Below are 23,814 nucleotides of genomic sequence, written 5' to 3'. Positions count from 1 at the left end.
TCGCTTCGCGGGCGGCTACTTAGTTCATACGAAGGGCGCGACGCGATCGTTCCCGCGAAGGAGGCGACGCGGCGTCGGAACCGGTCGCTCTCAGATGATCTCGACGTGTTCCGACTCCTCGTTGAGCGCGAGGTTCGCGGCGATCTCCGCGTTCCGCATCGCGTACTCGGCGGTGTGCTGGAGGCTGACGAGCACCTCGCGGGTCATCAGCAGCGTGTCGTTGTCGAGGTCGTCCGGCAGCTCGGCGAGGATCTCCTGTTCGCGGTCCTCCAGCCGGGCGAACAGGTCGCGGCATTCGACGGTGAGGTCGTAGTCGCGCTCGACGACGGCCCTGACCGCGAGCGCCGTCAGCTCGTCGACCTGGTCGGTGAACTCGCGGATCTGGCGCATCGTCGCGCTGTCGACGTCGAGCGTGTGGCCGTCCGCCTCCATCACGATGTCGGCGATGTCCTCCGCGTTGTCGGCGGTGAGCTCCAGGTTCTTCGCCACGGAGCGGTAGCCGATGAGGGGGAACCCCTCCTCTAAGCCGACCGCGCGGGCGAGGTTCGGGTTCTGGTACGCCGTGAAGATGAGCCGGAGCAGGAGGACGAAGATCTTGTTCGCCTGCCGCTCGCGGTTGAGCGCGCGTTGCGCGAGGTCGGGGTTGCCGTGCGCGAGCGCCTTCACGGCCTCGCCGCGCATCGTCGACCCGGTGTTCTCCAGCCGCTCGAGCAGGTTGTCGAGGGTGAAGTCCTCGGGGTCGACCGAGCAGCGGATGGAGATGTCCTCCGGCGTCTCCTCGATGACGCCGAGCCCCATCAGCTGCGTCTCGGCCTTGTAGACGGCGTTGATGTGCTCGCTGTCGAGCGTGCCCTCGCTCCGGACGTGGATCACGCGCCGCCCGAGCACGTACTGCGCGACGATGGCCCGCTCCAGCGACCGCGCGTCGAGCCCGTCGGCGTTGATGACCGCCTCCGACTCCTCCGTGCTCACCGACTCGGGGAGAACGGTGAGCGTTCCCTTGCCGCCCATCCGGAGCGACACCTCGTCGCCCTTGTTGACGCCGTGTTCCTGTGCCCATTCGGCGGGGAGGGTCATCGCCAGCGTCGACGGACCCAGCCGTTGGACCTTCCGCGTTTCCATGCGAGGAGATATCGCGGGATACACCTTAACGTTGTTCCTATGTTCATTATACGCTTGATCGAATATACAAGGGCTTGTTGTGCGGATCGGACGCGCCGATCGGGGCCGGCGCCGGGCGATCCGCGCGCTTATGTCGGTCAGTTGCCGATCGCGACCCATGACCGAGCGGGTGCTCGTCGTCGACGACTCCCCGTTCCAGCGGACCGTGTTCCGGGACGCGCTGGATGGGTCGTTCGACGTCGTCGGCGAGGTGGAGAACGGCGCGGAGGCCGTGGAGCTGTTCGAGGCGCACGAGCCCGACGCCGTGTCGATGGACGTCGTCATGCCGGAGATGACCGGGATCGAGGCGACGCGGGCGATCAAGGATCGGTGGCCGGACGCCGCGGTCGTGATGTGCACGAGCGTCGACCAGCGAGAGAAGATGATGGAGGCGGTGAAGGCCGGCGCCGACGGCTACGTCACCAAGCCGGTCGACCCCGACGATCTGGTCCCGGAGCTGGAGTGTCACCTCGGCTGAGCGACGGGGGTACGGGTCGGTTCGCTCCGGTCACGGCGGATCGAACGACCGGAGGAGCGACGCGAGCGCGCTCGCCAGCTCCTCGAAGCGGTCCATCTCCATCGAGTCGGTCGTCACCCACACCCCGTGACCGTTGGCGATCACGCGCGTGAGGTACCCGTTCTCGAACACCCGCACGGTGAACTGGTAGTCGCCGAGTTGGGTGTTCGCGTACAGCGACTGCGCGTGGAACCCGTGGCGCTCGCTCTCCGCGAACCCGACGAGGTCGGCCGTCCGGCTCAGGTCGCTGCGGAGGTACAGCTGTTCGACGTCGTCGTCGGTGAAGTAGGTGAGGCTGCGAAGCTCGTCGCCGGTCGCGGTTCGCGACGCGCTGAGAAGCTCCTCGGCGTTGGAGTCCGGAACATGTGTCATGCTACCACGATCGATCGTCTCATACATGAGCGTATGGGTGTCCGCAGGCCCGTCGGTGCGAGCGACGGCCGTCTCGAGAGGTGTCCGGAGCGGTGTCGCCGAGGTGTCCGGAGCGGTGTCGCCGAGGTGTCCGGAGCGGTGTCGCCGAGGTGTCCGGAGCGCCGCCGCCGACAACGCTCGCGTCGGAAGGGCAGAGTTTAGGGACCGCCCCGCCGTCGACCCGCCATGAGCGACTACGACGACGTCTGCGTCCTGCTGCCCACGATGGACGAAGTCGAGACGGTCGCGCGCGTCGTCGAGGCCTTTCGCGACGTCGGGATCGAGGAGGTCCTCGTGATCGACGGCGGCTCGACCGACGGGACGCGGGCGGCCGCCCGAGAGGCCGGCGCGCGCGTCGCCGAGCAGTCGGGCCGCGGGAAGGGACAGGCCGTCCGCGAGGCGGTGCGCGACCACGTCGACGCGACGTACGTCGTGATGGCCGACGCCGACGCGACGTACGACGCCGACGACGTCGACGCGATGCTCGAACCGCTGTTCGCCGGCGAGGCCGACCACGTCATCGGGAACCGGTTCGCCGACATGCGACCGGGGGCGATGACCCGCCTGAACCGGATCGGAAACCGGGTCATCAACCTCGCGTTCCGCGCGATCCACGGCGAGGGCTACAGGGACATCCTCTCCGGCTACCGGGCGTTCACCCGAGAGTCGTTCCTCCGGCTCCACCTCACCGCCGACGGGTTCGGGATCGAGACCGAGATGGCGGTCGAGTGCGTCAAAAACGAGGTCTCGGTCGCGGTCGTCCCGATCACCTACCGCGAGCGCCCCGGCGGCTCCGCGACCAACCTCCACCCGATCCGCGACGGCGGCGTGATATTCCTCGAACTGTACCGCAAGGCGAAGACGAACAACCCCCTGTTCTACTTCGGCAGCATCGGTGGGCTGTCGACGGCGGCGGGCGCGCTCATGACCGCGTACGTCCTCTACGAGTGGTTCGTCTTCCGCGTTACCCACGAGGTCATCGCCATCGGCGCCGTCGGTTCCGCGATCCTCGGGATCCAACTGCTGATCTTCGGCGTGCTGGCGGACATGATCCTCTCGCTGCACCGCGAACAGGTGGCGCGGCTCGAGCAGGCGATCGAAGACCGTGAGGCCGACGAGCGGAGCGACGAGGGTGCGGGCGGCCGGGCGGCCGACGTCAACGCGGGCGACCGGTCGATCGACGCCGACGACGATGACTGACGGTTGACGTTGACGACCGACGGTCGGCGCCGTCGACTGACGGTCGACCGTCCGATCCGGAGGCGCATAGTTTATGTCGGCACACCGAGACGAGCGGCCATGGACGAGAAGCGGTTCGTCATCGCCCTCTTCGGCCTCGCGGTCGCGCTCATCGTCGGATTCATCGGCTACCGGTTCGTCGCCCCGCTCACGGTCGCCGTGTTCCTGTACTACTCGACGCGACGGCTCTTCCACCGGCTCGAACGCTTCCGGCTCCCCGCACGGGTCCGGGCCGCGCTCTCCCTGTCGCTCATCGGCGTCCCGCTGATCGGGCTCATCGGCTACACCGTGCTGCTGGTGTTGATCGAGGCGCGTCGGTTCATCGAGCAGTACCCGGTCGCCGAGGCGGTCGGCGCCGAGAACTCCTGGGTCGGCGACCTGGCCGAGCTCTCGAATCCGACGCTCGACGGGGTCGTCGCCGCCTACCGCTCGGGCCAGCTCGACCCCTTGATCGAGTTCGTCTCCGAGCAGGCGCCGCTGCTGGCGAGCACGCTCGGCGGCCTCGCCCTCAACCTCCTGATCGTCGTCGTCGTCACGTACTACCTCCTGCTCGACGGCTCGAAGTTCCACGAGTGGCTGCTCACGTTCGACGACGACGCGGTGGTCCGGGAGTACCTCGAGACGGCCGACGCCGAGCTGGAGGCGGTGCTGTACGGGAACCTGCTCAACGTCATCGCCATCTCGATCATCGCCGTCGTGACCTACACCGCCTACAACGTGGTCGCGCCGGCGCCCGTGGAGGTTCCGTATCCGGCGCTCGCGGGCGCGCTCACCGGGATCGCGAGCCTCATTCCGGTGATCGGAATGAAGATCGTGTACGTCCCGCTGGCGGCGGTGACCGCGGTGCCGACGGTCCTCGGCGGCGGCGACCTCGCGCTGCTCGCCTACGTCGCCGGCTTCCTCGTCGTCGCGGCGGTCGTCGTCGACACGATCCCCGACGTCGTGCTCCGACCGTACTTCAGCGGGAAGACGACTCACGTCGGGCTGCTCATGCTCGCGTACATCTTCGGGCCCGTCGTCTTCGGCTTCCACGGGCTGTTCCTCGCGCCGATCGTGTTGGTGCTGGCTCTCACCTTCGCGGACACGGCGCTGATCCGGCTGCTCGGCGGCGACCCGGACGCGACCGGTTCCGAAGGGCGCTTCGCGCCGGTCCCCCGAGGGCAACGGCGGCTCGACGAGTTCTGACCGCCGGGCGCGGAGCGGGGGCTCTCCGGCACCGCCGAGCCGAAGAGATAAGCCCCCGCTCGCCGACCGGAGTGACGTATGCGCCTTCACGTCATCGGTCTCGGCGGCGCCGGTGGCCGGATCGCCGACCGGCTCGCGGCCGACCACGGCGGCGACCGGTTCCTTCACGGACTCAACGCGTTCGACACGGACGCGGCGGCCCTCGACGCCCTCCGGTCGCTCGACGAGTCGCGGCGCTACCGCTTCGGCGACGCGGCCGATGGGAGCGGACTCGACGGAGACCTCCACGCCGCCCGGCGGCTCGGCGACGCCCACGCGAGCGAGCTCGGCCGCGTCATGGACGACGAGAGCCCGTCGGCCGCGGAGGCGTTCCTGCTCGTCGTCGGCCTCGGCGGGGGCGCGGGGGCCGGGGCCGCGCCGGCGCTCGCCGGGGAGCTGTCGCGCCTCTACGACGTCCCGGTGTACGCCGTCGGGCTGCTCCCGACGCCGGCGGAGTCGGCGTCGAGCGAGGTCGACCCCGTCCGCGGGAGCGCGACCGAACCCGAGGATCGGGCGCCCCGGCGCCCGCTCGCGGAGAAGAACGCCGCTCGGACGCTTGACGGCCTCTCGGACCCCTGTGCGGCCCTGTTCCCGTTCGACAACGACGCGTGGCTCCGCCCGGGCGAGACGCTCCCGGACGCCAGAGACCGGCTGAACGGCGTCGTCGCCGACCGGATCGCGGCGCTGTTCGGCGCCGGCGAGGCGGGGGAGGCTGAGTCGACCCCGCAGCAGGTGCTCGACGCGAGCGACGTCGCCCGCGCGGTCGGCGACGACGGGGAGATCGCCGCGATCGGCCACGCGACGCAGGCGGTCGAACCCCCGGAATCGGGGTCGCGGTTCGGGCTCGGACTGTTCGGCTCGAGCGAGCCCGCGGAGGTCGACACCGGCGAAGCGGTGTCGGCGATCGAGACGACGATCCGGAAGGCGGCCCGCGGGAAGTCGACGGTCGAGGTCCCGGAGGGACGCGCGGACCGGACGCTGCTCGTCGTCGGCGGGCCGCCGGCGTGGCTCAACCGGCAGGCGATCGCCGACGGGCGGCGGTGGCTCGCCGAGGAGACCGGCTCGGACGCGATACTGAGCGGCGACGCGCCGGAGCCGGACGCCGAGGCCGTCTTCGCCGTCGTGCTGCGCTCGGGGGTCGACGAGCCGGCGCGAGTCCGGGAGATCCGGGAGTCGATCGCGTGACTCCCGGTCGGGGCCCGGACCTCGGGGCGCGGGCCGGACCCCGGACCCGAACCGATTAACCCCTTGTGGCGCCCAGATCGGCCGTGACCACCCACGCCGACCTCGGGCTCGACCTCGACGTGCGCGACGCGGACGCGGTCGCCGACCGCCGCGACGAGATCGTCGCCGCGGTCCGCGACCACGCCGGGACCATCGCCTACCAGCTCGCGAAGCTCCAGGGGGGCGACTACGGCCGACGGGAGCTGTCGACGCCGGGCGGGACGTGGACCGTCAAACACGAGGCCGGGGAGCTGGAGTTCCTGCTGTTCTCGCCGAAGTCCGGCTCCGACGTGTACGTGATCTCGACGAAGCAGCCGCCTGACCCGGAGGACCTCGCGGCCGCGCTCGAGGACTACGCGAACCTCGTCGCCGCCTGGAACGACTACGTGGCGTCGCTGTCGGGCGTCCTCGACGGGGTGAGCGCCGAGTTTCCGGAGCCCGCCTCGACCGACGGGGTCGTCGCCGAGCGCGACCGCGTGCTGGACCGGATCCGCGAGGCCTGCGCCGTCATGGCGGGCGAGATATATCGGTACGAGGGCGACGACTACGGGACGTACACCGCCCGCGTCGACGGCGACCGCTGGGAGCTGAAGTGGGACGAGGGGACGGTCTCGTACCTCCGCGTCGGCGGCTCCGGCGGCCTCTACCTCCTCTCGCAGTACGAGGCGCCCTCCGCGGCCGACGTCCGGGAGTACGCCGACTCGTTCCGGGGGTTCGTCGACGCGTACAACGAGTTCGTCGACGAGCTGGAGAGCGACCTGGCGACGGTCGAACTCTGAGGAGCCCCCGCTCGGCGTCCCCTCACCCGCCTCTTTCTCACTTACCTCCCGACCCGCTGAAGGCGCCGAACGTGTACTCCAGGCCGAACATGACGAGCGCCATCGTGAGGGCGCGGACGACGAGGAGGTCCCCGTTCAACACGAGGCCGACGGCGAGCACGCCGACGCCCGCAGAGCCCCCCAACAGGGCCGCGTACCGTCCGCGAGAGAGGCCGCGCGCCCACCCGTCGACCCGGTCGTAAAGTCCCGTTATTGCGGTCACGCCAACGGGGAGCACCCCCGGACGGAAAACGGTTCGTGGCCGCCGCCGTCGCTCGACGGTGTCCATGTTCGTGCGTATTTCTTCGTCCGATGTGGGAATATTTATGCAGTAACGTCGGGTAGCGACCGCGTATGTCGATCACTCTCCCGGGGCCGACGCTCGGCGTCGTCGGCGGCGGACAGCTCGGTCGGATGATGGGCGAGGCGGTCGCGCGGCTCGGCGTCGAGGTCGTCGTGCTCGACCCGACGCCGGACTGCCCGGCCGCCCCCGTCGTCAGCGACCAGATCGTCGGCGACTTCGACGACCCCGACGCGGTCCACGAGCTGGCGAGCCGCGTCGACGCGCTCACCTTCGAGATCGAGCTGGCCGACCCGGACCTGCTGGCGGAGGCGAGCGCGGAGCACGACGTGCCGGTCCAGCCGGACCCCGCGACCCTCGAGACGATCCAGGACAAGCTGGTGCAGAAGGAGGCGCTCGCCGACGCCGGCATCCCCGTCCCGGAGTTCGTCGCGGTCGCGACCGCCGAGGGGCTCGAACGCGTCGTCGAGGAGTTCGGCGGCGTCATGCTGAAGGCCCGCGAGGGCGGCTACGACGGCCGCGGGAACGTCCCCGTGGAGGACCCGGACGACGCCGCCGACGCCCTCGACGAGGTCGGCGGGAACGCGATGGCCGAGGAGCTCCTCGACTTCGAGCGCGAGATCGCCGTGATGGGCCTGAAGGGCGCCGACGGCGAGACGCGCACGTACCCCGTCACGGAGACGATCCACCGCGAGGAGATCCTCCGCGAGAGCGTCGCGCCCGCCCGCGCCGACGACGCGGTCGTCGCCGAGGCCGAGTCGGTCGCCGGCGACGTGCTGGAGTTCCTCGACGGGCGCGGCGTCTACGGGATAGAGCTGTTCGAGACGAAGGAGGGGGTGGTCCTCGTCAACGAGATCGCGCCGCGCCCCCACAACTCCGGTCACTGGACGATCGAGGGCGCGCGGACGTCGCAGTTCGAGAACCACGTCCGCGCGGTGCTCGGATGGCCGCTCGGCCCGACCGACCTCGTCGCGCCGGCGGTGACGGCGAACGTCCTCGGCGACGTGGACGAGACCGAACCCGCGATGCTCCGGAACGTCGAGACCGTCTTCGACGCGCCCGACGCCGACCTCCACTGGTACGGGAAAGACGACGTGCGCCCGCTCCGGAAGATGGGTCACCTGACGGCGACGGCCGGTCGCGACGACGCGGACGCTCCCGGTGACACCGACCGCGACGCCCTGCTCTCGCGGGCGCGCGAGCTCCGCGACGGGCTGACGTTCCGAGACGTGTAGCTGCGGGTCGGTCGATCATCACGAGTTCCGGGCGATCCACGCGCAGAACGCGTCGAAGTCGCGCGCTCCTGCGCTCTCGGCGATGTCCCTGAGCGTTCCCGCTCGAAGTTCGTCGTGTAACGGGACCGTGACCTGCCTCCTGTCCGCATCATTCGTCGGGTGTTCGTAGTAGAGCTGTGCGTGGTCGCCGGCGGTCCGTCGCCACTCGAACCCGCCGCGGTTGACGAGTACCTTCACGACCTCCTGTCCGGAGAACGTGCGTCTCGCCACGCTACTCGAGGACGTCGGGAGGTTCCGCCTCTCCCGTCGCGTTCCCATCGGGATCGATCCCGACCTCCCGGAGTTCTTCGTCTGTCGGTTCCCGGCCGATCTCTCCCCGACGAAGCGCGACAGCCTCGTCGAGGTTCTCCAGCGCGTCGGATCGGGACGCTCCCTGCGTCGTGACGCCCGTCCCAACGTCTCTGGCGATCCACCAGTCGTCCTCCCGCCAGAGTCGGATCTCGCCATCGCGGTCCGTCCCGTTTTCCGTCGAGCTCGCCATTACCGTACTATTCGTGCGATTTCGTTGATAAGGGTTGGGCAGATGAATCGCTGGGACTGGAAGTGTCCCCCGCGGCCGCACATCCGGCACTTCCTTATCGGCCTCCGCCGAACCACCGTCCATGCCAACGGTGCAGGACCTCATCGACCGGCTCGAAGCGGAAGCGGCGGCCGACGCCGATCCGGAGACCACCCCCGACGTCGGGATCGTCATGGGCTCGGACTCGGACCTCCCCGTCATGGAGGGCGCGTACGACGCGCTCGACGAGCTCGGCTTCGCGGAGCAGACCGACTTCGACGAGGCGCCGGACGCCCGGTTCACCTACGAGAGCTACGTCGTCTCCGCGCACCGCACTCCCGAACTGATGTACGCGTACGGGGAGACCGCCGCCGACCGCGGGCTCGACGTCGTGATCGCCGGCGCGGGCGGGAAATCCGCCGACCTCCCGAACATGACCGCGTCGATCGCGTACCCGATCCCCGTCATCGGGGTCCCGGTACAGGAGAAGTCGGTGGATTCCGTGATCGGGATGCCCACCGGCGCCCCGATCGTCGCCGTCGACGCCGGGAAGTCGTTCAACGCCGGCCTATCGGCCGCGCAGGTGCTCGCGCGCGAGCACGACGCGATCGAGGAGCGGCTGATCGCGTACCACGAGGACCTCAAAGGCGGCGTCGCCGACGTCTCCGCCGAGCTCCACGACCTCGGTATCGACGGGTTCCGCGAGCGCGACGACTCGTAGGAGGGCCGGACCGCCGAGACGACACCCGAGCCGATCCCCCGTCCGGACCGCTCGCCGTCGTTTTCGGCGGCGTGGGGGCGTTGCGGTGAAGACTCAACGCTTATGAGGGGGCGGTCCAAATCCCCGCACGTTACGGAGACCTATATGAGCGATTGGATAGCGATCGGCGCCTTGGCGGCCGTCGGCCTGCTCATCCCGATAGGGATGATGACCGTGTCGGCGTTACTCCGTCCGAGCGTGCCTGAGACCGGTAAAAGCACCACCTACGAGTCCGGCGAGACCCCGACGGGCGGGACCCGGATCCGGTTCAACATCCAGTACTACATGGTCGCGCTGTTGTTCGTCGTGTTCGACATCGAGACCGTGTTGCTGTTCCCGTGGGCCGTCATCTACCGCCCGGCGATCGAGGCGGGCGTGCCGATGACCGCCCTCATGTGGCCGATGTTGGCGTTCGTCGGGATCCTCGCGATCGGGCTCGTCTGGGCGTGGCGGTCGGGGGCGATCAGCTGGGCCCGGAGCCCCCGCGCGACCAGACGGAAAACGGAGCGTGACCTCAATTAATGAGCAGCGATCAACCATTTATCACCGACGAATCGCAGGTCGTAACTGAAACTCGGGACGCCCGGATGACCGGGCAGGGAGACCGGTTCAACTCCCGCCTCCGCGAGGCGTTCGGCTCCTCGCCGTTCATCCTCACCAAGTTCGACAAGTTCCTGAACTGGTGTCGCGGCTCCTCGATGTTCATGCTGCAGTTCGGCATCGCCTGCTGCAGCATCGAGATGATGCACACCTACGCCGTGAAACACGACCTCGACCGGTTCGGGAGCGGGGTCCCCCGCGCGTCGCCGCGGCAGGCCGACGTGATGATCGTCCCCGGGACGATCGTCTCGAAGTTCGCGCCGCGGATGAAGCGCGTCTACGACCAGATGCCCGAGCCGAAGTTCGTCGTCGGCATGGGCTCGTGTACCATCTCCGGCGGCCCGTTCCAGGAGGGGTACAACGTGATCAAGGGCGCCGAGGAGGTCATCCCGATCGACATCCACGTCCCCGGCTGCCCGCCCCGTCCCGAGGCGCTCGTCTACGGCGTCGTGAAGCTCCAGGAGCGCGTCGCCAACGGCGAGGCCGCCCCCGTGACGGTCAAACCGTACGAGCTGGAGGAGTTCTCCGACCTCGAACGCGACGAGCTCGTCGACAAGCTCGCCGACCAGATCGACGACGACGAACTCGTCATGCGGTACAACTTCGCTGATTCGCCATGAGCCTCGAACGACCGGACACCACCGACGACGCGGCGATCGAGCGCACCCCCGACGAGCTGGAGGCGCTTTTGGGCGACCTCGTCGTCAAGCGCGACGACCACCTGAACGCGCCCGGCTTCGTCATCCGCCCGGACGCCGTCCAGGAGACGCTCTCGATCCTGAAAGAGCGGGCGGGGTACGACCACCTCTCGGTGGTCACCGCCCAGGAGTACGAGAACCGCTACGAGTCGATCTACCACCTGAAGAAGTTCGACGACCCGACCCAGGAGGTCAGCGTCGTCGTCCCCGCCGACAAGGACGACCCGGTCTCGGAGTCGGCCGAGCCCGTCTTCCGCACCGCCGACTGGCACGAGCGGGAGGCGTACGACCTGATCGGCGTCGAGTACGACGACCACCCCGACCTGCGCCGGATCCTCCTTCCCGAGACGTGGCAGGGCCACCCCCTGTCGATGGACTACGACAAGGACCGGCCGCAGATCGCCACGCTACCGGAGCACGCGAACCCGCTGCAGGAGCACCACAAGGACAGCGAGTCCGACACGATGTTCCTCAACATCGGGCCGCACCACCCGGCGACCCACGGGGTGCTCCACCTGAAGACGACGCTCGACGGCGAGCAGGTCGTCGACGTCGAGCCCGACATCGGCTACCTCCACCGCAGCGAGGAGCAGATGGCGCAGTCCGGGACGTACCGCCACCAGATCATGCCGTACCCGGACCGCTGGGACTACATCTCGGCCGGGCTCCTCAACGAGTGGGCGTACGCCCGCGCGGCCGAGGACCTCGCCGAGATCGAGGTGCCCGAGTACGCGCAGGTCATCCGGACGATGGGCGCGGAGATGTGCCGGATCGCCGCGCACATGCTCGCGCTCGCGACGTTCGCGCTCGACGTGAACGGCGACTTCACGGCGACGTTCATGTACGCCATCAACGACCGCGAGCGCGTGCAGGACCTGCTGGAGGACCTGACGGGCCAGCGGCTGATGTTCAACTACTTCCGGCTCGGCGGGGTCGTCTGGGACCTGCCAGAGCCCCGCGAGGAGTTCTTCTCGAAGACGCGCGACTTCCTCGACCAGCTGCCGGAGTCCGTCGAGGAGTACCACAACCTCGTCACCTCCAACGAGATCTTCCAGATGCGGACGATCGACACCGGAATCCTCCCGCCGGACGTCGCGAAGGACTACGGCGCGACCGGCCCCGTCGCCCGCGGCTCGGGTATCGACTTCGACCTCCGCCGCGACGACCCGTACGGCTACTACGACGAGCTCGACTGGGACGTCGTCACCGAGGACGGCTGCGACAACTTCAGCCGCCTGCTCGTCCGGATGCGCGAGGTCGAGGAGTCCGCGAAGATCATCGAGCAGTGCGTCGACCTCCTCGAGGACTGGCCCGAGGACGAGCGGACGATTCAGGCGAACGTGCCCCGCACGCTCCGCCCGGACGACGACGCCGAGATCTACCGGGCCGTCGAGGCCGCGAAGGGCGAGCTCGGCATCTACATCCGCTCCGACGGCACCGACAAGCCGGCCCGGTTCAAGATCCGGTCGCCGTGCTTCTCGAACCTCCAGACGCTGCCTGAGATGGCCAACGGGGAGTACATCCCCGACGTCATCGCGGCGCTCGGGAGCCTCGACATCGTGCTCGGGGAGGTGGACCGCTAATGGGGACGGCGCCCGCACAGCTGTTCCCCGAGTTCCTCGCCGAGACGTTCGGGCTCCCAGGCGTGCTCGGCGAGGTCGTCGCGGCGCTGATCGCGGCGGCCGTCGTCGGCAACATCGTCCTCGCGTTCACCGGCGTCGCCGGTCCGTGGGCGAAACGGAAGATCACGGCGGCGTTCACCGACCGGATCGCGGTCAACCGGGTCGGGCCGTTCGGCCTCCTGATCATCCCGGCGTCCGCGGTCCAGCTGCTCGCGAAGGAGCTGATCATCCCCGAGGGCGTCGACCGCCCTTCCTGGGACATCGCGCCGATCATCCTGCCCGCGTCGGCGCTGCTCGGCTTCGCCGTGATTCCGATGGGCCGGCTCGGCCCGATCAACTTCCACCTCGCGGACCCCGAAGTCGGGTTCGCGTTGGTGTTCGCGTTCGCCTCCATCGCCTCGATATCGCTGGTGATGGCCGGCTACGCGTCGAACAACAAGTACTCGCTGCTCGGCGGGCTCCGCGCGGTCGCGCAGAACCTCGCGTACGAGATCCCGCTCATCGTCACGGCGATGTCCGTCGTGCTGTTCGCGGGTACGCTCCAGATGAGCGGTATCGTCGGCGCGCAGACGACGACGCTGGTGACGATCGCCGGGATCGACATCCCGGCGTGGTACGCCTTCGTGAACCCGTTCGCGTTCGTCCTGTTCCTCACCGCGAACATGGCCGAGATCGGCCGGAACCCGTTCGACATCCCGGAGGCGCCGACGGAGATTGTCGCCGGCTACCAGACCGAGTACTCCTCCGCGTACTTCGTCCTGTTCTACCTCGGCGAGTTCGTCCACATCTTCCTCGGCGGGGCGATCCTCGCGGTGACGTTCCTCGGCGGCGCCTCCGGGCCCGGTCCGGAGAGCATCGGCTTCATCTGGTTCGTGGTGAAGATCTGGGGCTTCTTCCTGTTCACGCAGTGGTGCCGCGCCGCGCTGCCGCGCGTCCGTATCGACCAGCTGATCGAGATCGGCTGGAAGGGAATGCTGGTGCTGTCGTTCGCGAACCTGGTGCTCACGGCCGTAATCGTGGGGGTGATCGCGTAACATGATCGGACTCATGAAATCCATGGCGACGACGATGAAACACGCGCTGGACGGGTCGACGTTCACGGTGGAATACCCGGAGGACGCGCCCGAGGTGAGCCCGCGCTTCCGCGGGGTCCACAAGTTCAGCCAGGAGCGGTGCATCTGGTGCCGCCAGTGCGAGAACGTCTGTCCGAACGACACGATCCAGATCGTGCAGGACGACCAGCGCAACGGGGAGCAGTACAACCTCCACATCGGGCAGTGCATCTACTGCCGGCTCTGCGAGGAGGTCTGCCCCGTCGACGCCATCCTGTTGACGCAGAACTTCGAGTTCACCGCGGACACGAAGGACGACTTCGTGTTCAACAAAGAACAGCTCAAGAACGTCCCGTGGTACAAGGGAATCGACCCGCTGGAGTCCCGGAACCCCGATCGCGGCGCGTGGATCGGGGAGGGCGACGGCGAGGTCGACTACCAGTAGCGGGCGCGTCTCGAAATCTTCAAAGGGACTCTCATAGGAGACAAACACAATGGTTTATGCTACCATCGCGTTCGGGCTGTTCGCCGCGGTCACGCTGGCGTTCGGCCTCGGGGTCGTCCTGGCGCGCGACGTGTTCCACGCCGCGCTGCTGCTGGGCGGAGCCCTGACGAGCGTCGCGGTGCACTACGTGATGTTACAGGCGGAGTTCATCGCCGCCATGCAGATCCTCGTCTACGTGGGCGGGGTTCTGATCTTGGTCACGTTCGCCGTGATGCTCACGCGATCGGACACGGAAACGGAGGTGAATAGCGCATGAGCGACGACGACTCGGGCCGGGGCGGACGCGTCGTCCCCGCCGCTGTGGTCGGGCTTCTCTTCGCCACGATGGCCCTGACGGCGCTTTCGGCCGACTTCGCGTCGGCGGGAGCCGGCTTCCCGGCCGACGCGTCTGTCGTCCACAACATCGGGTACGCCCTCTTCAACCTCGGCGAGTACGACGTCGCGACGATCCCCTCCGAGGGGTTCCTCGCCGCGTTCCTGATCGCCGCGGTCGCCCTCGACGTCGCCGTCGACGGCGCGGTGTACCTGGCGAAACGCGAGGAGGGCGGCTCGATCATCGCCGCGGTGGGGCAGGCGTTCACCGACGGAGGTGAGCGGCAGTGACCGCCGTCGCCTCCTCGATCCCGCCGGAGTGGTACCTGCTGCTCTCGGCCGCCGTCTTCTGTATCGGCCTGTTCGGCATACTCACGCGGCGCGACGCGCTGTACTTCCTGATGAGCGTCGAGCTCATGATGAACGCGGCGAACATCAACTTCGTCGCCTTCGCGCTGTACTACGGCGACCTCACGGGGCAGGTGTTCGCGCTGTTCGTCATCGCGCTCGCCGCCGCGGAGGTCGCGATCGGTATCGGCATCATCCTGGTGCTGTACCGCAACTTCGGGGTCACCGACGTGACCGTCCCAACGGAGATGAGGTGGTAACATGATAGACGTGTTCTCATACGTTCCGGCGATCGTACTCCTCCCGTTCTTCTCGTTCCTGATCGCGCTCGGCGCCGGCAAGTACCTCCCCAAGGGAGGCGCGTTCGGCGGCATCGCGGCGACGGCGGGCTCGTTCCTGCTCTCGCTGTGGGTGCTCGCGACGGTCGCGGGCGGCGCGGCGGCGAACCGAACCATCTACACGTGGGCGAGCGCCGGCGGGATCGGCCCGACGGACGTCGAGCTCTCCTTCGGGCTCCTCGTCGACCCGCTGTCGGCGCTCATGCTCGTCATCGTGACGCTCGTCGCGCTGCTCGTGCACGTGTTCTCGCTCGGCTACATGAACGACGAGGGCGAGACGGGCCTGCCGCGCTACTACGCCGGGCTCGGCCTGTTCACGGCGTCGATGCTCGGCTTCGTCGTCGCCGACAACCTGCTGATGGCGTTCATGTTCTTCGAGCTCGTCGGGCTCTGCTCGTACCTGCTCATCGGGTTCCACTTCCGTGAGCCCGGCCCGCCGTCGGCGGCGAAGAAAGCGTTCCTCGTCACCCGCTTCGGCGACTACTTCTTCCTCGTCGGCGTCGTCGCCGTCATCGGGACGTTCGGTACGGCGCAGTTCGCCGGGCCGGAGTCGTTCCCGGCGCTCGCCGAGGCGGCGCTCGCCGGCGAGGGGTCGGTCGCGTGGACGCCCGGCGGCGTCGAGCTGCAGACGTGGCTCACCGTCGTCGGCCTGCTCGTTCTGGGCGGCGTCGTCGGGAAGTCGGCGCAGTTCCCGCTGCACACGTGGCTCCCCGACGCGATGGAAGGCCCGACGCCCGTCTCCGCGCTGATCCACGCCGCGACCATGGTCGCGGCCGGCGTCTACCTCGTCGCGCGGATGTACGGCTTCTACGCGCTGACGCCGACGACGCTCGCGGTGATCGCCTTCATCGGCGGCTTCACCGCGCTGTTCGCGGCGACGATGGGCGTCGTCAAAGACGAGCTGAAGCAGGTGCTCGCGTACTCCACCATCTCGCAGTACGGCTACATGATGCTCGCGCTCGGCGCGGGCGGCTACGTGGCCGCGGTGTTCCACCTGACCACGCACGCGTTCTTCAAGGCCCTGCTGTTCCTCGGCGCGGGCGCGGTGATCATCGCGATGCACCACAACGAGGACATGTGGGACATGGGCGGGCTCAAATCGAAGATGCCCGTCACCTACTACACCTTCCTGGCCGGGTCGCTGGCGCTCGCGGGCATCTTCCCGTTCGCCGGCTTCTGGTCGAAAGACGAGATCCTCTACGAGGCGCTCGTCCACGCGCCCGGCGAGCCGCTGCTGTTCGGCGGCTACCTGATGGGGCTGCTCGCGGTCCCCGTCACCGCCTTCTACACCTTCCGGATGGTGTTCTTGACCTTCCACGGCGAGCCGCGTAGCGACACCGCGCGCGACCCCGAACCCGTTCGCTGGAACGTGAAGGGGCCGCTGGCGGTCCTCGGCTCGCTCGCGGTCGTCACCGGTCTCATCAACATGGTGCCGGTCCAGAAGGTCCTCGGCCTCGAGGGGATCGACCTGCTCCACCGCTGGCTCGACAACGAGTGGGGCGGCATCGAGGGGCTCTCCTCGCACCACTACGGCGACATCGGACCGTACAGTAGCGAGTACATCGTCGGCGGCGAGGTCGCCACGGTGCTCGTCGGTGCGGCCGTCTCGCTCGGACTGGCGCTGACCGGTCTGCTGGTGGCGTGGCGGCTCTACAACGTTCCGTCGCCGACGGAGCACACGGCGAAACTCGGCGGGATCAAAGACGTGCTGTACAACAACTACTACCTCGACGAACTGCAGGTATGGCTCGCGTATCGCACCGAGGACGTCGCCGGCGGCGCCGACACCTTCGATCAGGGGATCGTCGACGGCGTCGTCAACGGCGTCTCCTCGGTGAGTCTCATCGGCGGTGACCGGATCCGGAAGCTGCAGAACGGCGTCGTCTCGCAGTACGCCGCGCTGCTCACGCTGGGGCTGGTCGCGCTGATTCTCGTGCTCGGCGCCACCGGGGGGTGGTTCCTGTGATAGTCGAGGCGCTCATCGCGGTCGCGTTCGCGAGCGCGCTCCTCGTGATGCTCTCGCCGAACGAGTGGGCGGGTCGGCTCGCGTTCGCGCTGAGCCTGATCCCGTTCCTCGGGTCGTTATACCTCTGGTCCGGCTTCGACGGCTCCGGCAACGCCCTCACGGGCGGCGAGATCGCCTACCAAACGCAGATCGAGTGGCTGGAAGTCGGCGGCCGCTCGGTCTCGTGGTTCGTCGGGCTGGACGGCATCAGCCTCCCGCTCGTCGTGTTGACGACGTTCCTCGTCCCGCTGGCGATCCTCAGCGCGTGGACGCCGATCGACTTGCGGCAGAGCCAGTTCTACGGGCTCATGCTGTTCATGGAGGCGAACCTCCTCGGCGTGTTCACCGCGCTGGACTTCTTCCTCTGGTTCGTCTTCTGGGAGGCCGTCCTCGTTCCGATGTACTTCCTCATCGGCATCTGGGGCGGCCCCCGGCGGAAGTACGCAGCGATCAAGTTCTTCGTCTACACGAACGCGGCGTCGCTGCTGATGTTCATCGGGTTCATGAGCCTCGTGTTCGCGCTCGGCGACTCCGTGAGCTCGTTCGCGCTCCCGGAGATCACAGCGGCGATCGCGAACGGCGGCCTCGAGACGTGGTTCGGCATCTCTCCGGGCCGGATCGCGATGGTCGCGTTCCTCGCGATGTTCCTCGGGTTCGCGGTGAAGGTCCCGATCGTCCCGTTCCACACGTGGCTGCCGGACGCTCACGTCGAGGCGCCGACGCCCGTGTCGGTGCTCTTGGCGGGCGTCCTCCTGAAGATGGGGACGTACGCGCTGCTCCGGTTCAACTTCACGATGCTCCCGGAGCAGGCGTCCGCGCTCGCGATCCCGATCGCGGCGATCGCCGTCATCAGCGTCATCTACGGCGCGATGTTAGCGCTCGCGCAGAAGGACCTCAAGCGCATCGTCGCCTACTCCTCCGTCTCGTCGATGGGGTACGTCATCCTCGGACTCATCGTGTTCACCGAGTACGGCGTCGGCGGCGCGACGTTCCAGATGGTCGCGCACGGCCTCATCTCGGGGCTGATGTTCATGGCGGTCGGCGTCGTCTACAACGCGACTCACACGCGGATGGTCGGCGACATGGCCGGGATGGCCGACCGGATGCCTGTCACGGTCGGCATCCTCGTCGCCGGCGCGTTCGGCTACATGGGGCTCCCCCTGATGGCCGGCTTCGCGGGCGAGTTCTTCATCTTCGTGGGCTCGTTCTCCGCGCCGGCGCTCCCGTACGCGCCGCTGTTCACGGCGCTCGCGATGTTCGGCATCGTCATCGTCGCCGGCTACCTACTGTCGGCGATGCAGAGCACGCTGTTCGGGCCGTTCGAGCTCGCGACCGACTACGACGTGGGTCCGGCGCCGTTCCACGACGTCGCCCCGCTCGCGGTGCTTCTGGTGGCGATCATCGTCCTCGGCGTCGCGCCGGACATCTTCTTCGAGATGATCCGCGACGCCGCCGTTCCCGTGGTCGAGGGGGTGAGCGTCGATGGTTAATACGCTCCCGCAGGTGACGGCGCTGCTGCCGGTGCTGCTGCTCGGCTTCACCGGGCTCGCGCTGCTGCTCGTCGACACCTTCCGCCCCGACACCCGGTCGAACACCTCTATGGCGGTCGTGAGCGCACTCGGCGCGCTGGCGTCGCTGGCCGCGACAGTCTGGTTCGTCGCCTCCGGCACGGGGAGCGGCGACACCGGCGGCGCGATCCTGCTGTTCGCCGACGCGGTCAAGGTGGACACCATGGCGCTGTTCTTCACCGCCATCTTCGCGTCCGTGACGTCGCTCGTCGTCGTCGCGGCCCACGACTACTTCCACGACCACCCGAACCCGGCGACGTTCTACTCGCTGACGCTGTTCGCGGCGACCGGCATGTCGCTGCTCGCGGTCGCGAACTCGCTGGCGGTCGTGTTCGTCGCCTTAGAGATGGTGTCGCTGCCGTCGTACGTGCTCGTCGCGTTCCTCAAGCAGAACCGCGGGAGCGTCGAGGCGGGGCTGAAGTACTTCCTCGTTGGCGCGCTCTCCTCGGCGATCTTCCTGTTCGGCATTTCGCTGGTGTACGCGGCCACGGGATCGCTGATGCTCGGCGAGGTCGCCGGGGTACTCGGCGACATCGCCTCCGACACCGACGGGATCGGCAGCCGCAGCGGGATCGCCGGCCTCGGGATCGTGATGATCCTCGGCGGCGTCGCGTTCAAGACCGCCTCCGTCCCGTTCCACTTCTGGGCGCCGGAGGCGTACGAGGGCGCGCCCGCGCCCGTGAGCGCGTTCCTCTCGTCGGCGTCGAAGGCGGCCGGCTTCGTGGTCGCGTTCCGCGTGTTCACGGAGGCGTTCCCGGTCGGCGCGTCGCTCTCCGCGAACATCAACTGGGTGCTCGCATTCGGCATCCTCGCGGCCGTGACGATGACGCTGGGCAACTTCGCGGCGGCGGTCCAAGAGGAGGTCAAGCGGATGCTCGCGTACTCCTCGATCGGTCACGCGGGCTACGCGCTCATCGGCGTCGCGGCGCTCTCCGCGGACGGGAGCGGCAACGGCGCGGTGATGGGCGCGGCGATGGCGCACCTGCTCGTCTACGGCTTCATGAACACCGGCGCGTTCCTCTTCGTCGCGATGGCGGAGCGGTGGGACGTCGGCCGGACCTTCGAGGACTACGCCGGGCTGGCCGAGCGCGCGCCCGTCGCCTCGACGGCGATGGCCGTGTTCATGTTCTCGCTGGCCGGGCTCCCGCCGTTCGCCGGGTTCTTCTCGAAGTACTTCCTGTTCATGGGCGCCATCGACAACGGCTTCCTGTGGCTGGCGGCGATCGGCGCCGTCAACAGCGTGATCTCGCTGTACTACTACAGCCGGGTCGTGAAGGCGCTGTTCATCGACGACCCCGCGTCGCCGACCGCGCTGGACGCGATCGACGTGCGGCCGACGGCGCTGTACGCCGCGGTCGTCTTCGCGGCGGTCGCGACGGTGCTGCTGTTGCCCGGCTTCGGTCCGGTCATCGAGACCGCCGAAGCGGCCGCGTCGGCGCTGTTCTAGCGGCCTCGCGGTTCCCTCCCCGCTTCTTCGTTCTTTCCGAGTAACCGTCCGTCCGGTACCCGCAGGTATTCCCGCGTCCGGCGCCTTCGTTTGTGTATGAGCAGGACCCGAACGTACCGCTGTCTGAACTGTCTGGATCACACCGTGAGCCGGGAGTTCGACACGTCGCATCTCTCGGTGACGTGTCCGAACTGCGGCTCGTTCGAGCGGTTCGTCAACGACGCGGTGTTTCAGCAGTTCCGAGCGTTCGAGGAGTCGCCGCCCGCGGAACTCGACTGGGCGCGGCTGGACCGCACGGAGAAGCTGATGGTCTCGGAGCGGCTCGTCCGCTCGACGAAGACGCTGGCGGACTTTGACGTCGTCGACGGAGGCGCGTCGGCCGGGAAAGGGAAGGCGGCGGCCGGAACGAGCGAGGCGTCGGCCGGAGACTGAGTCAGCGCGCGTACAGCTTCCCGCCGACGAGCGCGGCGAGGCCGTCGCCGTCGTTCGGGGTGACCGCCACGTACGGCCGGTCGACGGGACCGAACACGTCGACGACGCGGCCGACCGTCGACAGCGACTCGTCGACGACCGCCGAGCCGATCCGGGGGGGCTCCTCGCCGCGGTCGCCGCGGGCGATCGCGAGCCCGCCGGCGGTGCGGACGACGGTACCGACGCGTCGCATCGTCACTCCCGCATAACCCCGAGGTAGGCGGCGACCGCCTGCACGAGGTCGTTCTTCGCGGTGTCTTCGGTGCCGCGCACGACCACCGCGCCCCGCGGCTCGAACTCGCGGGAGTACGTCTTGTCGCGTTCGATCACCGCGTCGTAGCCCACCTGCTGGACCGCCTTGGCGATCTCGTCGACGGTGGGCTCGGAGATCGCGAGGTCCATCGGAACGCGGCGGCCATCCGATCGCGACCGCTCGGCGTCGAAGTACGCGGGATAGACGACGTTCTCGACCATACCGGAGAGGCGAGCGCGCGGCCTAAGGTCGTTTCGGACGCGCGCGGCCGGCTGGGCGACTCGGGCGCGGTCGGATTCGAGCGCTCGGCCGCGACCCACCCCGGAACCCTTTTGCACGAACACGGGTCACGTTCCCCTAATGAGCGATCTCGAAGCGGAGTACCGCCTCGATTACTTCGAGGAGGAGGGGTTCGTCCGGAAGGAGTGTCCCTCCTGTGGGGCGCACTTCTGGACCCGGGACGGCGACCGCGAGCTCTGCGGGGAGCCGCCCTGTGAGGACTACAGCTTCATCGACGACCCCGGCTTTCCGGAGCCGTACTCGCTGTCGGAGATGCGGGAGGCGTTCCTCTCCTTCTTCGAGGAGCACGACCACGAGCGGATCGACCCGTACCCGGTCGCGGCGAACCGCTGGCGCGACGACGTCCTCCTGACGCAGGCGTCGATCTACGACTTCCAGCCGCTCGTCACCTCGGGGCGGACGCCGCCGCCGGCGAACCCGCTCACCATCTCGCAGCCCTGCATCCGGATGCAGGACATCGACAACGTCGGCAAGACGGGCCGGCACACGATGGCGTTCGAGATGATGGCCCACCACGCGTTCAACACGCGCGAGGAGGTCGACGAGGACGAGTACGCCTACCACGGCGAGGTGTACTGGAAAGACGAGACGGTCGCCTACTGCGACGAGCTGTTCGAGAGCCTCGGCGCGGATCTGGATGAGATCACCTACATCGAGGACCCGTGGGTCGGCGGCGGCAACGCCGGGCCGGCGATCGAAGTGATCTACAAGGGCGCCGAGCTGGCGACGCTCGTCTTCATGTGCATGGAGCGGGACCCCGACGGCGAGTACGAGATGAAAGACGGGAACACGTACTCGTTCATGGACACGTACATCGTCGACACCGGCTACGGGTTAGAGCGGTGGACGTGGATGAGCCAGGGGACGGCGACCGTCTACGAGGCGGTGTACCCCGACGCGATCGAGTTCCTGAAGGAGAACGCGGGGATCGAACACACCGAGGAGGAACGGAAGCTGGTCCACCGCGCCGCGAAGCTCTCCGGGCGGCTCGACATCGACGACGTCGACGACGTGGAGGCCGCGCGCGGCGAGATCGCCGACCGGCTCGACGTCGACGTCGACCGCCTCCGCGAGCTCGTCGAGCCCCTCGAATCCATCTACGCGATCGCCGACCACTCGCGGACGCTCGCGTACATGTTCGGCGACGGGATCGTCCCCTCGAACGTCGGCACGGGCTACCTCGCCCGGATGGTGCTCCGGCGGACGAAGCGGCTCGTCGACGAGGTCGACGTCGACGCCCCCCTCGACGAGCTCGTCGACATGCAGGCGGAGCGGCTCGGCTACGAGAACCGCGACACGATCCGCGAGATCGTCCGCACCGAGGAGCGGAAGTACCGGGAGACGCTCGAGCGCGGCTCCCGAAAGGTCGAGTCGCTCGCCGACGAGTACGCCGGCACCGGCGAGCCGATCCCGACCGAGACGCTCTTGGAGCTGTACGACTCCCACGGGATCCAGCCGGACATGGTCGCCGACATCGCCGAGGAGCGCGGCGCGACCGTCGACGTGCCGGACGACTTCTACGCGCTCGTCGCCGACCGCCACGAGGAGGCGGACGCCGACGAGGCCGGGGACGAGGCCGACGAGCGGCTCGGCAGCCTCCCGGAGACGGAGAAGCTGTTCTACGACGACCAGGGCCGCACCGAGTTCGAGGCGGTCGTCCTCGACGTGTTCGAGCGCGAGGAGGGGTACGACGTCGTTCTCGATCAGACGATGTTCTACCCCGAGGGCGGCGGCCAGCCCGCCGACCGCGGGCAGCTCACGGTGGGCGAGACGACGGTCGACGTCGTCGACGTGCAGGAGGAGGCGGGCGTCGTGCTCCACCGGACCGACGCCGACCCCGGCAAGGGCGAGTTCGTCAGGGGGCAGGTCGACGGCGAGCGCCGCGACCGGCTCCGCGCGCACCACACGGCGACGCACCTGATCGGCCATGCTGCCCGCCAGGTGCTCGGCGAGCACGTCCGGCAGGCCGGCGCGCAGAAGGGGATCGACTCCTCGCGGCTCGACGTCCGCCACTACGACCGGATCACCCGGGAGGACGTCAAGCGGATCGAACGCGTCGCCAACGAGCTCGTCCGCGACGACGTGCCCGTGCGCCAGGAGTGGCCCGACCGCAACGAGGCCGAGGCCGAACACGGCTTCGACCTCTACCAGGGCGGCGTCCCGCCGGGAACGAACGTCCGGCTGATCCACGTCGGCGACGCCGACGTGCAGGCGTGTGCGGGCACTCACGTCGATCGGACCGGCGAGATCGGCGCGGTGAAGGTGCTGAAGACGGAGCCGGTGCAGGACGGCGTCGAGCGCATCGTGTTCGCCGCGGGCGGCGCGGCGATCGAGGCGACCCAGCGCACGGAGGACGCGCTGTACGACGCGGCCGACGTGCTCGACGTCGACCCGCTCGACGTCCCCGAGACGGCCGAGCGGTTCTTCGAGGAGTGGAAGGCGCGGGGCAAGGAGATCGAGTCCCTGAAAGAGGAGCTCGCGGCCGCGCGGGCCTCCGGCGGCGCCGACGTCGAAGAGGTCGACTTAGGCGGCGCCACGGCGGTGATCCAGCGGCTCGACGGTGACGCCGACGAGCTGCGCGCGACCGCGAACGCCCACGTCGAGGACGGGAAGGTCGCGGTCGTCGGCAGCGGGGCCGACGGCTCCGCGAGCTTCGTCGTCGGCGTCCCGGACGGCGTCGACGTCAACGCCGGCCAGGTCGTCGCCGAGCTCGCCGGTCGCGTCGGCGGCGGCGGCGGCGGACCGCCGGACTTCGCGCAGGGCGGGGGCCCCGACGTCGACGCCCTCGACGACGCGCTCGCGGCGGCGCCGGACGTGCTTCGGAACCTGCAGGAGGCCTGAGCGAC

At 68.8% G+C, this 23,814-nt stretch carries 27 protein-coding genes; 20 read left to right on the top strand and 7 right to left on the bottom strand.

Features of this window, described 5'->3' with window-relative positions; genetic code table 11:
* Nucleotides 1–90: 90 nt before the first annotated feature.
* Complete coding sequence (locus tag FGM06_RS11690; protein WP_144799418.1) at nucleotides 91–1,122, bottom strand: phosphate signaling complex PhoU family protein; 1,032 nt, start codon at nucleotides 1,120–1,122, stop codon at nucleotides 91–93.
* 157 nt (nucleotides 1,123–1,279) lie between these two features.
* Here FGM06_RS11690 and FGM06_RS11685 point away from each other — a divergent pair, with 157 nt between their 5' ends.
* The gene (locus FGM06_RS11685) at nucleotides 1,280–1,639 is read left to right on the top strand and encodes a response regulator (protein ID WP_144799417.1); all 360 of its coding nucleotides are present in this window, start codon (nucleotides 1,280–1,282) and stop codon (nucleotides 1,637–1,639) included.
* A gap of 30 nt (nucleotides 1,640–1,669) precedes the next feature.
* Here FGM06_RS11685 and FGM06_RS11680 read toward each other — a convergent pair whose 3' ends face one another.
* Nucleotides 1,670–2,050, bottom strand: a complete 381-nt coding sequence (locus tag FGM06_RS11680) for a DUF7522 family protein (protein WP_144799416.1) — start codon at nucleotides 2,048–2,050, stop codon at nucleotides 1,670–1,672.
* A 225-nt stretch (nucleotides 2,051–2,275) separates the two neighbouring features.
* On the opposite strand from FGM06_RS11680, the gene aglJ reads away from it, so the two are divergent.
* The 4 genes from aglJ (at nucleotide 2,276) to FGM06_RS11660 (ending at nucleotide 6,555) form a co-directional block, all read left to right on the top strand.
* Nucleotides 2,276–3,289: an S-layer glycoprotein N-glycosyltransferase AglJ gene (gene aglJ / locus FGM06_RS11675; RefSeq protein WP_144799415.1), complete on the top strand. Its 1,014-nt coding sequence runs from the start codon at nucleotides 2,276–2,278 to the stop codon at nucleotides 3,287–3,289.
* A 99-nt stretch (nucleotides 3,290–3,388) separates the two neighbouring features.
* On the top strand, nucleotides 3,389–4,513 hold the full coding sequence (locus FGM06_RS11670; RefSeq protein ID WP_144799414.1) for an AI-2E family transporter: 1,125 nt from the start codon (nucleotides 3,389–3,391) through the stop codon (nucleotides 4,511–4,513).
* 78 nt (nucleotides 4,514–4,591) lie between these two features.
* Nucleotides 4,592–5,737, top strand: coding sequence for an FtsZ/tubulin family protein (locus FGM06_RS11665; RefSeq protein WP_144799413.1), 1,146 nt, complete (start codon nucleotides 4,592–4,594; stop codon nucleotides 5,735–5,737).
* 83 nt (nucleotides 5,738–5,820) lie between these two features.
* Nucleotides 5,821–6,555, top strand: a complete 735-nt coding sequence (locus tag FGM06_RS11660; protein ID WP_144799412.1) for a hypothetical protein — start codon at nucleotides 5,821–5,823, stop codon at nucleotides 6,553–6,555.
* 37 nt (nucleotides 6,556–6,592) lie between these two features.
* Here the strand turns inward: FGM06_RS11660 and FGM06_RS11655 are convergent, their stop codons facing one another.
* A complete protein-coding gene (locus FGM06_RS11655) occupies nucleotides 6,593–6,817 on the bottom strand; it encodes a hypothetical protein (protein WP_144799411.1) in 225 nt (74 codons plus the stop codon).
* A 131-nt stretch (nucleotides 6,818–6,948) separates the two neighbouring features.
* Here FGM06_RS11655 and FGM06_RS11650 point away from each other — a divergent pair, with 131 nt between their 5' ends.
* Nucleotides 6,949–8,130, top strand: coding sequence for a 5-(carboxyamino)imidazole ribonucleotide synthase (locus tag FGM06_RS11650; protein ID WP_144799410.1), 1,182 nt, complete (start codon nucleotides 6,949–6,951; stop codon nucleotides 8,128–8,130).
* Nucleotides 8,131–8,148: 18 nt separating this feature from the next.
* Here the strand turns inward: FGM06_RS11650 and FGM06_RS11645 are convergent, their stop codons facing one another.
* The gene (locus FGM06_RS11645; RefSeq protein WP_144799409.1) at nucleotides 8,149–8,400 is read right to left on the bottom strand and encodes a type II toxin-antitoxin system HicA family toxin; all 252 of its coding nucleotides are present in this window, start codon (nucleotides 8,398–8,400) and stop codon (nucleotides 8,149–8,151) included.
* Between the two features lies 1 nt (nucleotide 8,401).
* Nucleotides 8,402–8,671: a type II toxin-antitoxin system HicB family antitoxin gene (locus tag FGM06_RS11640; RefSeq protein WP_144799408.1), complete on the bottom strand. Its 270-nt coding sequence runs from the start codon at nucleotides 8,669–8,671 to the stop codon at nucleotides 8,402–8,404.
* Between the two features lie 121 nt (nucleotides 8,672–8,792).
* Between FGM06_RS11640 and purE the strand changes: the two genes are divergently transcribed.
* The 13 genes from purE (at nucleotide 8,793) to FGM06_RS11575 (ending at nucleotide 20,376) form a co-directional block, all read left to right on the top strand.
* The gene (gene purE, locus FGM06_RS11635; RefSeq protein ID WP_144799407.1) at nucleotides 8,793–9,410 is read left to right on the top strand and encodes a 5-(carboxyamino)imidazole ribonucleotide mutase; all 618 of its coding nucleotides are present in this window, start codon (nucleotides 8,793–8,795) and stop codon (nucleotides 9,408–9,410) included.
* A gap of 144 nt (nucleotides 9,411–9,554) precedes the next feature.
* Complete coding sequence (locus FGM06_RS11630; RefSeq protein WP_144799406.1) at nucleotides 9,555–9,971, top strand: NADH-quinone oxidoreductase subunit A; 417 nt, start codon at nucleotides 9,555–9,557, stop codon at nucleotides 9,969–9,971.
* Nucleotides 9,971–10,669, top strand: a complete 699-nt coding sequence (locus FGM06_RS11625) for an NADH-quinone oxidoreductase subunit B (protein ID WP_006113007.1) — start codon at nucleotides 9,971–9,973, stop codon at nucleotides 10,667–10,669. The genes FGM06_RS11630 and FGM06_RS11625 overlap by 1 nt, the downstream gene beginning before the upstream one ends.
* A complete protein-coding gene (locus tag FGM06_RS11620; RefSeq protein ID WP_144799405.1) occupies nucleotides 10,666–12,330 on the top strand; it encodes an NADH-quinone oxidoreductase subunit D in 1,665 nt (554 codons plus the stop codon). Before FGM06_RS11625 ends, FGM06_RS11620 begins: the two co-directional genes overlap by 4 nt.
* A complete protein-coding gene (locus FGM06_RS11615) occupies nucleotides 12,330–13,403 on the top strand; it encodes a complex I subunit 1/NuoH family protein (protein WP_144799404.1) in 1,074 nt (357 codons plus the stop codon). The genes FGM06_RS11620 and FGM06_RS11615 overlap by 1 nt, the downstream gene beginning before the upstream one ends.
* Before the next feature lies 1 nt (nucleotide 13,404).
* Nucleotides 13,405–13,866, top strand: coding sequence for a NuoI/complex I 23 kDa subunit family protein (locus FGM06_RS11610; RefSeq protein ID WP_004596401.1), 462 nt, complete (start codon nucleotides 13,405–13,407; stop codon nucleotides 13,864–13,866).
* Between the two features lie 49 nt (nucleotides 13,867–13,915).
* Nucleotides 13,916–14,182 carry an NADH-quinone oxidoreductase subunit J gene (locus FGM06_RS11605; RefSeq protein ID WP_004049822.1) on the top strand — a complete coding sequence of 89 codons (267 nt, stop codon included), beginning with the start codon at nucleotides 13,916–13,918 and terminating at the stop codon, nucleotides 14,180–14,182.
* On the top strand, nucleotides 14,179–14,529 hold the full coding sequence (locus tag FGM06_RS11600; RefSeq protein ID WP_144799403.1) for a hypothetical protein: 351 nt from the start codon (nucleotides 14,179–14,181) through the stop codon (nucleotides 14,527–14,529). The genes FGM06_RS11605 and FGM06_RS11600 overlap by 4 nt, the downstream gene beginning before the upstream one ends.
* Nucleotides 14,526–14,846: an NADH-quinone oxidoreductase subunit NuoK gene (gene nuoK, locus FGM06_RS11595; RefSeq protein ID WP_144799402.1), complete on the top strand. Its 321-nt coding sequence runs from the start codon at nucleotides 14,526–14,528 to the stop codon at nucleotides 14,844–14,846. The genes FGM06_RS11600 and nuoK overlap by 4 nt, the downstream gene beginning before the upstream one ends.
* A 1-nt stretch (nucleotide 14,847) precedes the next feature.
* A complete protein-coding gene (gene nuoL, locus FGM06_RS11590; RefSeq protein WP_144799401.1) occupies nucleotides 14,848–16,890 on the top strand; it encodes an NADH-quinone oxidoreductase subunit L in 2,043 nt (680 codons plus the stop codon).
* Nucleotides 16,887–18,419: a complex I subunit 4 family protein gene (locus FGM06_RS11585; RefSeq protein WP_186311010.1), complete on the top strand. Its 1,533-nt coding sequence runs from the start codon at nucleotides 16,887–16,889 to the stop codon at nucleotides 18,417–18,419. The genes nuoL and FGM06_RS11585 overlap by 4 nt, the downstream gene beginning before the upstream one ends.
* The gene (locus tag FGM06_RS11580; RefSeq protein WP_144799400.1) at nucleotides 18,412–19,944 is read left to right on the top strand and encodes an NADH-quinone oxidoreductase subunit N; all 1,533 of its coding nucleotides are present in this window, start codon (nucleotides 18,412–18,414) and stop codon (nucleotides 19,942–19,944) included. Before FGM06_RS11585 ends, FGM06_RS11580 begins: the two co-directional genes overlap by 8 nt.
* Before the next feature lie 96 nt (nucleotides 19,945–20,040).
* Nucleotides 20,041–20,376, top strand: coding sequence for a hypothetical protein (locus tag FGM06_RS11575; protein ID WP_144799399.1), 336 nt, complete (start codon nucleotides 20,041–20,043; stop codon nucleotides 20,374–20,376).
* Nucleotide 20,377: 1 nt separating this feature from the next.
* On the opposite strand, the gene FGM06_RS11570 is transcribed toward FGM06_RS11575, so the two are convergent.
* Together FGM06_RS11570 and srp19 are read right to left on the bottom strand one after the other, a co-directional pair.
* Nucleotides 20,378–20,608, bottom strand: a complete 231-nt coding sequence (locus FGM06_RS11570) for an H/ACA ribonucleoprotein complex subunit GAR1 (protein WP_094526644.1) — start codon at nucleotides 20,606–20,608, stop codon at nucleotides 20,378–20,380.
* Nucleotides 20,609–20,610: 2 nt separating this feature from the next.
* Nucleotides 20,611–20,889, bottom strand: coding sequence for a signal recognition particle subunit SRP19 (gene srp19 / locus FGM06_RS11565; RefSeq protein WP_144799398.1), 279 nt, complete (start codon nucleotides 20,887–20,889; stop codon nucleotides 20,611–20,613).
* Between the two features lie 139 nt (nucleotides 20,890–21,028).
* Here srp19 and alaS point away from each other — a divergent pair, with 139 nt between their 5' ends.
* Complete coding sequence (gene alaS, locus FGM06_RS11560) at nucleotides 21,029–23,809, top strand: alanine--tRNA ligase (protein ID WP_144799397.1); 2,781 nt, start codon at nucleotides 21,029–21,031, stop codon at nucleotides 23,807–23,809.
* The last annotated feature ends 5 nt before the right edge of the window (nucleotides 23,810–23,814 follow it).

This window comes from Halorubrum depositum, from assembly GCF_007671725.1.
Classification (GTDB): domain Archaea; phylum Halobacteriota; class Halobacteria; order Halobacteriales; family Haloferacaceae; genus Halorubrum; species Halorubrum depositum.
This window is presented reverse-complemented; position numbering and strand designations above follow the sequence as displayed.